Raw genomic sequence first — 8,898 nt, 5'->3', positions numbered from 1 at the left:
CATCAAGTAATAAGAACAGCCAAACAAAAGCAGTTTCTCATGTTTTTCGTTTGGCTGGACTTATTACCGTAGATGCAAGTTTTTGAACACCATTTACTCAAAAAAGGTTGTGACAACATTCTTGTCACAACCTTTTTTTATGCCCGTTCAATCAAATTGATCCAGCTTCCAATATTCGATCAGATTATTCAATTTTTGACCATAATCAGGATCTGTCGCGTATGTTCCTGTTAATGCACGGGTAGCATCTCTGTAAGAACGTGCATTGACTTTCCATGTCCCCGCATATCGGTTTGGGTCCCAAGAAACACCATATCTTAATTTTAAGGCGTTATCTAAGAAGGATTGGTCAGTGGACTGATAGACCCGAAATTTTGAATTGACAGGGACAACGACACCATTGATCACTTCGTTAGATATATGCCAGATATAGCCATACTTTCCTTCATCTTCGCCGTCTTTGAATTTCATCCCAAAGAAGTTATTCGCGTGCTGAGCTAGATAGCTTGTGCCATATCCTGTTTCTAGGATCGCTTGAGCCAACATGACAGAAGTATACAAGCCATGAGCAGGCGCGATACGATTCGCACTTTGGCTGACAGAATTGATGAATCTTCCCTGAGGTGTCTGATCATTCACTTGTCCTAGAATCGTCAGTTGGTTTGGCTGATAGCCGCTTGGCCGCCGGTCGTTTTCAACAATGGTTAGCTGGATACCTTCAACAGGCAAATTCATTCTGACAGAGCCTGCTTTTTGTCCATTTGATGCCCAGCCTAACCAGCCTCTGGAACGAACAAAGGCACGATAATAAATATCATAGTTTTCAGCAAGTTCTCCTGTTAACTGAAAGGAAAAGGCTTGAAGAGAGCGATTTTGTCCAGTCGTTCCTGAAATCGCTCCATTGGATACAGTTCTGGTCCAACCGCTGTCAGCTATGTGTGAATCATATTGGATACCGCCAGTATACCTGGATGTTCCTAAATTTGCGCGAATCGCTTCAAATTGTCTTCCTTGATTTGCGTAGCTGATCGAGTTGTTCAGGCTCGTTTGGCTTACCCAGCCAATATTCGATACATGTCCTTGCAACGTGATTCTAGGTGGAGCTATACGAAAGGCGCGAGTAGTTGCACCAGGTGCGGCTCCTCCTTTCCTTACTAATACAATTTGAATCGCTTCTGCACGGTAAGCATAGCCTTGTGTGCCAGCTGATTCACCGTTCTTTGCCCAGTTCATCCAGCCGAATTCTTGTGCATGTACACGATAATAAACGTCATATCGGGTGCTGATTGTGCCAGTCAGATTGATGCGGATCGCCTCAATAGGCAGATTTTGTCCAGTCGTACCAGAAATCGTGCCATTTTGTGCCCAGTTGGTTTCCCAACCTTTGTTAGCGATATGGGATTGATAAGTGATACCGCCACCAATTGTATTTTCAGATAAACGCAGTTGCATTGCTTGAAGACTTAACCGTTGGCCAGTCGTACCAGCTTGATTAGCAGCATCTGTCTGGCCTAACCATCCTCTGTTGGTTACGTGAGTATTCGCCAATACGGATGGTTCCTTTTCGATATAAGAAATACCGTTAGTAGCAGGGCCGGAACTGTTTTTGTCCAATAATTGGATTTCAATTGCTTCGATTTGATGACCGTATCCAAGTGTTCCGGAAGGATTTCCGTTCATTGTCCAAGGAAGCCAGCCAAAATTTCGTACATGGACTCTATAATAAACATTGTAAGTTGCTGCTAATTGTCCAGTTAATCGAATATTGATTCCTTCAATCTGTTTGACTTGTCCAGTCGTTCCAGAAATAGCGCCGTTAGCTACCCAATTTTGCCATCCTGAACCTTGGACATAAGAGGTGTATTCAATAGCACCAGAGAGGGAGGATGAAAGATGGATACGAAAAGCTTCTACTTGTAAAGATTGACCTGTTGTTCCTGAAAGTTGACCGCTAGAAACATTTGGCAGCCAACCACGATTTTTGACATGTGTACTATAAGTAATAGATGGACGTGCAGTACGCAAGGTAGATTCATCTGTCTGTGGCACTTTGTTTTGCGGCTGGAAAGAAGAATCAGTTGTTTCTTTTGAATCAGATGCTGTACTTTCAGCTGTTCCTATCTGTTCATTTGAGGAATCAGTCTCTACTGATACTGGATCCTCTGGTTGGAATTCTTTCTGTGGGACAAAAACGATTGAAGAATCCTTTGCTGTCAGCACATAAAACACTTGATCGCTGATTTGGACTGCTCTTTGTACGTGATAACTTTCTGAATGTGAAATGGTTTCCTCTGATTGTTCTAACCAAGCTTGATCAAGTGACAGAGAGGTAACAGCTGATTCAGAAAGCTGACCTTGTGATGCTTCAACTGGAACTGTTTTTGGCTCATGAGCAGTTACAGAGTTTGCTGCTACCCATCCTTCATAGTTTGCTGTTTGGATATGTACCCAAGTTGTTTGATCCGATAACGCTACTTTATCCGTGATGAGGGCTGGTCCAGATATTTTTTGATGTTCTTCTTGGCGATAGAAGGTAGGATAAATATCTGTTTCATTCAGAGTCGTATAGGTTTCTGTCATACTTATATGTGTTTGAATGATAGGACCAGCTGCAACTTCTGAGTAATACGCACGTACGGAAGAAAGAAAATGCTCCTTGTCTAGAGTGATCGAATCGTCAAACATCAAGAAATCTGCTGATTTTTCCAAGGGTAAAGAATAGGTTTTGATTTTTTTTGCTACATAATAGGCCAGATAATTGGTGACTTGTTCTGTTGGCTCTGTTGGTATGACTAGTTGGATCGTTCCTTTATCCACCCATTGTCCATCGGGTAGCTGGACATCAGTAGAGACGATCTCATACACACCTTGCGTATCAATGTAGCTATGAGCAGATTGCTGCTGAATGAACGATTCCTTTGTTTGTTTTGAAGCTGAAAGGTGGATTTTATCAGGTTTCATTTGTTCAAATCTACCATTTGCTCCTTGCAAAGAGGGATTTCCAGAGGTTTTTGGCGGTGTAAAATTTTCTACTGCAGAAGAGCTGTCTTCTAGATTTTGATAGGAATTCTCTCCAGATAGGCTTGATTGGGATGGTGCGCTTTCATCTTCTGATAGGGTAGATGTTTCTGTTGTTTGAACATTTGCCAAAACGGTATCAGCAAATACGAGACTATTAGGTAACAACGTCGCATTCACTAAGAGAAATACTGCGGCTACTATTCTTTTTCTCACATCATTATCCTCTCTTTCTTTTTTATTGTTCCTTCTTTTCATTCTACAAGAGATTTCTTTTATTTACACTCATTTCTATTGAAAGCCTTTGTTTTTTAATTTCACAGCTGATTCTTTGACTTTTTTCTTTTTTTATTCTATTATTGACAAGTCAATCGTTGACTAGTCAATTATTAGAGAGGAGGAAATTATGTCTTTAGAAGAGATTAGCCACCTTTTATATCAAATCAAATTAGCCGATCAAAAAATCGTCCAGATCTTTGAGGAAAATATCGGTATAAGTCTTACTAGATATGAGATCATGATGAGACTGAAAGAAGAAAATCCATTGCTGCAAAGCAGTTTGCAAGAAAAGTTGCAGATTGATCAAGGAGCAGTTACACGTCATCTGAAGGTTTTAGAAGCAAACGGCTATGTTTCGCGTCAGAGAAATCCTCAGAACAATCGGGAAGTGTACGTAGCACTGACAGAAAAAGCCCAGCAGAAAATCGAGCATTGTGAAATGGACCATAAAGATACAGGTTCCGTGCTGTCCCCAGCTTTCAGCGATGCAGAAATGAAACAATTCCTAACACTTTTAGATAAATTGAATACCCAACTTTGCAATATAACAACAGAAACGAAAGAGGTTAATAATAATGGAACAAAAAAATGATTTTTCAACAATTATGACTGGTAGAAGATCCGTTCGCGTATATGATGAAACATACAAAATCCCACACGAAGAAATGCTGGAAATGATCAAAGAAGCGACGACTGCTCCTTCTTCTGTCAACATGCAACCATGGCGCTTTGTGGTCGCTGAAAGCGAGGAAGCAAAAGAAATCTTGCGTCCTTTGATCCGTTTCAATACGAGACAAAATGATACTTCTTCTGCAATGGTCATGATTTTTGGCGATATGCAATGTTACGAATATGGCGAAGAAATCTATAACCAAGCTTACGAATCAGGGAAGATGCCAAAAGAAGTCAGAGATCAACAATTAGCTGCGATCATTCCTTATTACAAGAGCTTTTCAAGAGAAGAAATGAACGATGTAGTCAAAGTCGATTCTAGCTTAGCGGCTATGCAATTCATGTTAGTTGCACGTGATCATGGCTATGAAACAAATCCAATTGGTGGATTCGAAGCAGATCAGTTGGCAGAGGCATTTGGTTTGGATAAAGACCGCTATGTTCCAGTTATTATTTTATCAATAGGAAAAGCGGTAGAAGAAGGTTATGAGTCTGTTCGTTTAGCACCAGAAAAGATCACTACGTTCAAATAAAAGGTTTTCAGTTACTATTCAGTAGCTATTGCTTTTTTTGAATCGTGTGTGGTAACCTAATAAAAAAGGAGGTCGGAAAAATGACTGCATCGATGAAATTACGTTTTGAACTTTTGAATAACAACTAAATAAATTCAAAAGACATGTATAAACAACAATTTCATGGGTGGAGTATGTCCATTTTTTCGAACGACAGTAGAATAGGTGAAAGCTATGACAGATTTGATGATTTAGTCATAGTTATTTCGTTCAGAGTAGGAAAAGATGTTATGCAGTTTTTTTGCAAACAGATTTTTCTGCTCTTTTTTAGTATCGATAATTGTTGTTTTACATGAAATAGGAGTGTAAAACATATGGAAAATTTAGCAATAAATATAACAAACCTGCAAGTTCGTTTTGGTAACCAGTTAGAATTATCTATTGATTCTCTTCGTGTCTATCAGCAAGATCGGATAGGGATCATAGGAGAAAATGGAGTCGGTAAATCAACGTTGCTGAAACTGATAGCCGGAGAACTTATCCCCAATCAAGGGAAAATCCAAACAGAGATCACTTTCAACTATCTGCCACAATTAACCTATCTTGCTGAAACAAAGGATCTGAATTTGGAATTAGCCAGTCATTTCCAGTTAAAACTGGAAGAAACTTCGGAACGGAAATGGAGTGGAGGGGAAGAACGAAAGATCGAGTTGATACGTCTTCTTTCTTCTTATGAACAAGGGATGCTTCTAGACGAGCCGACGACCCATCTAGATAGAAAAAGTGTGGATCGACTGATTGAAGAGCTTCGTTATTATTATGGCACGCTGATTTTTGTTAGTCATGACCGCTATTTTCTAGATGAGCTGGCAACGAAAATCTGGGAAGTAAAAGACGGAGAAATTCGAGAGTTTTCGGGGAATTATAGTGCCTATCTCACTCAAAAGGAATTGGAGAAAAAGACTAAGCTACGAGAAGCAGAGTCGATCATGAAAGAGAAAAAACGATTGGAAAAATCGATCCAAGAAAAGAAAAAACAAGCGGAAAAGTTGGAAAAAGTGTCTAGTAAAAAGAAAAAGCAACAAATCAGACCGGATCGGTTGTCTTCCTCTAAACAAAAAGACAGTGTACAAAAAGCCATCCAAAAGAATGCGAAAACATTAGAGAGAAGACTCCAAAAAATAGGAGAAACAACTAAGCCGCAACAGATGAAACAAATCCGTTTTCCAGTACCAAAATCTTTTGCACTCCACAATCGTTATCCAATCATGGGACAAAATATCCAATTGGAAAGAAACGGAAGAATATTACTGATAAATAGCGATTTTCAATTTTCTTTAGGTAAAAAAATCGCGATTGTCGGCGAAAATGGTTCAGGTAAGACAACCTTATTGGAACATATCCGCAAACAAGGAGAAGGAATCCTCCTTTCGCCGAAAGTAAGCTTTCAAGTCTATCAGCAAAAGGATTATCAAATGACATCTGAAGAATCCGTCATTCGTTTTGTCATGAGACAAACAGAGTTTTCGGAATCGCTTGTCCGTAGTTTGCTGAATCACTTAGGGTTTGCTCAGGAAACTCTGACGAAACCGTTGTGTACGTTAAGTGGGGGAGAAGCGACCCGTTTGACGATTGCTTTGCTTTTTACTAAGCCAAGTAATGTATTGCTGTTAGATGAACCGACTAATTTCATTGATATGGCAACGATCGAAGCTTTAGAGCAGCTGATGCAAGTATATCCGGGAACGATTTTGTTTACTTCTCATGATTCCTACTTTGTCGAACGTACGGCTGATGAAGTTTATGAAATAAAAGGGCAGAAAATAAAAAAAGTACTTACGAGAAATTTTTAAATGTGCTACGATGATTTTCGTGACAAATTTAAAGGAGTGGTACAGATTGCCTACAAATAAAAAAGAAGGAATAATTTTTACAACAATGATGTGTTTTTTGATGGTCTTGGGGATGAGCGCGTATAATTTATGGCTGCATCAAGATCTTCATTTATCAAGTTTGTTGATTGGTCTAGTGCCTGGATTCGTGGTGGCTTTCATTTTGGATGTCTTCATCATCGGTGTGCTGGCGAAAAAAATTGCCTTTAAACTACCAGTAAATCCAGAAAGCAAGATCCAAATGATCTTAACTATTTCCTGCTTGATGGTTTTAGGAATGGTCACATGTATGTCTTTGTTTGGTGTGATCATGGAACAAGGAATACCTGATCAATTATTCTCTGCTTATATGAATGCTTGGAAAATGAATGTGATTGCCGCTTTACCGTTGCAGTTGATCATCGTTGGCCCACTTTCAAGAAGTGTGTTGAAAGCCATTCAAAGCAATGAATGATGGAACACTGTTTATTTGAAAAAAAGGTTGTGACCTGCTTTTTGTCACAGTCCCTTCAATGCAGTTCTAGAAAGAAAAACGATCCGAACGATAGGTTTTTGCCTGTCTTTCGGATCGTTTTTCTTTTTCAGCTGTATCGTTCTTTTAGTGAAGATGATTCGTTGCTTAATAGATAAATCTAGAAAGGTTCTGTTTATCCATTACTCAAAAAACGGCTGCATTTGTTCTCTTACTTGCTGACACCATTGGAGTTCCTGCTGACAAAGCATGATTCGGCGCTGGATCACAACATAACGCCCAAATTCTTGTCTCTTGTCTAGCGAGAGGTCATTCAATTTTTTTTGATTTTTTTGCATGATTTTGTTCAGCTGTTGTTCTCTAGTGAATAGCAGTCCAGTAGCTGTTGTTTTGTCGAGTGTTGAAAAAGCATAGATTTTTGCTAAAAATTCATCTTTTTGCGTAGGAGCTGGGGTCTCCTCTTTGATCCATTCCTCTACAAGGGCACGTCCTTCATCAGTCAAGTGGTAGATCTTTTTTTGAGAGTGCTCGTCTTTGTCCAAAACGGTCACATAACCCTGCTGGTCTAACTTGGCAAGCGTCGTATAAATCTGACTGTGATGAGCTTCCCAAAAAATCGTGATCAGCTGCTTCAATTCATACCCAGAACGCGGTTTGGATAAAAGCACGCATAATAATATATAGGCTAAAGTATTCATAAAAATCCTACCTCTCGTCTTATTTTCTTTATTATATCACAGTAAAATTTCCATGTTTTACATGTGCATATTGACATGTAAAATAAATCATGTATGATGCTAATAGAGAGAAAGGGATGGAAATATTGGAGAATCAAATAGATATACAAGAACAAACAAATGAAGAAACAAAGGGGAAAAGTTCGGCGCTAGTTGTAGCAGCTACCTGTATGATCGCTTTTATGGGAGTGGGCCTAGTAGACCCGATCTTAAAAACGATTGCTGCACAGTTAAACGCTACGCCAGCTGAAACAACCCTGTTATTTACTAGTTACATGCTAGTCACTGGTGTGGTGATGCTATTTACAGGTTTCCTATCTAGTCGGATTGGCTTGAAAAAAACATTGATGACCGGATTGTTTATCATCGTTGTATTCGCTGGTCTTGGTGGATTATCTGGCAATATCGGTATGTTGATTGGGTTACGTGCCGGCTGGGGAGTCGGGAATGCTTTATTTGTCTCTACTGCTTTAGCAACGATCGTCAGTATTTTAGTCGGTAACACAGAAAAAGCAATCATGATGTATGAAGCAGCACTTGGCTGCGGAATGGCTGTTGGCCCGCTAGTCGGTGGGGTCTTGGGCAGCGGTTCATGGCGTTATCCATTTTTTGGGGTAGCCTTTTTGATGTTTTGCGGTTTTATAGCCCTAGCGGTACTTTTACCTGAAACTGAGAAACCAAAGAGAAAAGTAGGCCTTTGGGAAGGTGTCAAAGCGTTAAGCAATCATAAACTTCGTTCAGTTGGACTGATCGCATTGTTATATAATTTCGGATTCTTTACTTTACTTGCGTATGCGCCATTTTTATTGATTGGCTATTCTGAATTAGAAGTCGGTTTTGTATTTTTTGGCTGGGGTGTGCTTCTGGCTATTGCTTCGATTTTCTTTGCACCGGCTCTTGAGCGGAAGTTTACGACTTATCGGACGATTTTAGCTGCATTTGTCTTATTCATTATTTGTTTGCTGTTATTAGGAGCTGGAACTTCTATGCCAGTCCTTGTACCGATCAGCATTGTGTTAGCAGGATTTTTCCAAGGAATCATCAATACATTGTTGACGACGATTGCTATGGAAATACCCGGTCTGCAACGAAACGTTGCTTCTTCCAGCTATAGTTTTGTCCGCTTTTTCGGTGGAGCTTTAGCACCATTTATTGCAGGTGTGATCGGCGAACATATTGGTGAAAGCTATGCGTTTTATTTTGCAGGTGCCATTGTTCTTATCAGTGTATGTTGTATCATTTATCACCGTAATTATTTTGCTACAAATGAAGAAGAATAAGAAATCAGAGGTTGTGAAAAAGCTGTCCTGCATCAA

At 39.6% G+C, this 8,898-nt stretch carries 7 protein-coding genes; 5 read left to right on the top strand and 2 right to left on the bottom strand.

The window, feature by feature from the left end; all coding sequences use genetic code 11:
* Positions 1-147: 147 nt before the first annotated feature.
* Positions 148-3,276 carry a glucosaminidase domain-containing protein gene (locus HMPREF2988_RS03970; RefSeq protein ID WP_070770020.1) on the bottom strand — a complete coding sequence of 1,043 codons (3,129 nt, stop codon included), beginning with the start codon at positions 3,274-3,276 and terminating at the stop codon, positions 148-150.
* 148 nt (positions 3,277-3,424) lie between these two features.
* Here HMPREF2988_RS03970 and HMPREF2988_RS03965 point away from each other — a divergent pair, with 148 nt between their 5' ends.
* From HMPREF2988_RS03965 to HMPREF2988_RS03950, 4 genes are all read left to right on the top strand, one after another.
* Positions 3,425-3,889: a MarR family winged helix-turn-helix transcriptional regulator gene (locus tag HMPREF2988_RS03965; protein ID WP_002315865.1), complete on the top strand. Its 465-nt coding sequence runs from the start codon at positions 3,425-3,427 to the stop codon at positions 3,887-3,889.
* Complete coding sequence (locus tag HMPREF2988_RS03960; RefSeq protein WP_002310475.1) at positions 3,873-4,502, top strand: nitroreductase family protein; 630 nt, start codon at positions 3,873-3,875, stop codon at positions 4,500-4,502. Before HMPREF2988_RS03965 ends, HMPREF2988_RS03960 begins: the two co-directional genes overlap by 17 nt.
* A 353-nt stretch (positions 4,503-4,855) precedes the next feature.
* Positions 4,856-6,334 (top strand): ABC-F type ribosomal protection protein Msr(C), encoded by a 1,479-nt coding sequence (gene msr(C), locus HMPREF2988_RS03955; protein WP_070770019.1) that lies wholly within the window; start codon positions 4,856-4,858, stop codon positions 6,332-6,334.
* A 46-nt stretch (positions 6,335-6,380) separates the two neighbouring features.
* Positions 6,381-6,827, top strand: coding sequence for a DUF2798 domain-containing protein (locus tag HMPREF2988_RS03950; RefSeq protein WP_002310470.1), 447 nt, complete (start codon positions 6,381-6,383; stop codon positions 6,825-6,827).
* Positions 6,828-7,027: 200 nt separating this feature from the next.
* Here HMPREF2988_RS03950 and HMPREF2988_RS03945 read toward each other — a convergent pair whose 3' ends face one another.
* Positions 7,028-7,543 carry a PadR family transcriptional regulator gene (locus HMPREF2988_RS03945; RefSeq protein ID WP_002310468.1) on the bottom strand — a complete coding sequence of 172 codons (516 nt, stop codon included), beginning with the start codon at positions 7,541-7,543 and terminating at the stop codon, positions 7,028-7,030.
* A gap of 116 nt (positions 7,544-7,659) precedes the next feature.
* On the opposite strand from HMPREF2988_RS03945, the gene HMPREF2988_RS03940 reads away from it, so the two are divergent.
* Positions 7,660-8,862 carry an MFS transporter gene (locus HMPREF2988_RS03940; protein WP_070770018.1) on the top strand — a complete coding sequence of 401 codons (1,203 nt, stop codon included), beginning with the start codon at positions 7,660-7,662 and terminating at the stop codon, positions 8,860-8,862.
* Positions 8,863-8,898: the final 36 nt, after the last annotated feature.

This window comes from Enterococcus sp. HMSC061C05 (assembly GCF_001814765.1).
In the GTDB taxonomy this organism is placed as follows: Bacteria; Bacillota; Bacilli; order Lactobacillales; family Enterococcaceae; genus Enterococcus_B; species Enterococcus_B lactis.
Note: the sequence above shows the minus strand (reverse complement) of the source record. Positions and strands in the feature narration are given on the sequence as shown.

Bases quoted from the DNA above. Each gene is read 5' to 3' on its own strand.
- HMPREF2988_RS03970 (WP_070770020.1), bottom strand. From the start codon at position 3,276: ATGAAAAGAAGGAACAATAAAAAAGAAAGAGAGGATAATGATGTGAGA.
- HMPREF2988_RS03965 (WP_002315865.1), top strand. From the start codon at position 3,425: ATGTCTTTAGAAGAGATTAGCCACCTTTTATATCAAATCAAATTAGCC.
- HMPREF2988_RS03960 (WP_002310475.1), top strand. From the start codon at position 3,873: ATGGAACAAAAAAATGATTTTTCAACAATTATGACTGGTAGAAGATCC.
- HMPREF2988_RS03945 (WP_002310468.1), bottom strand. From the start codon at position 7,543: ATGAATACTTTAGCCTATATATTATTATGCGTGCTTTTATCCAAACCG.
- HMPREF2988_RS03940 (WP_070770018.1), top strand. From the start codon at position 7,660: ATGGAAATATTGGAGAATCAAATAGATATACAAGAACAAACAAATGAA.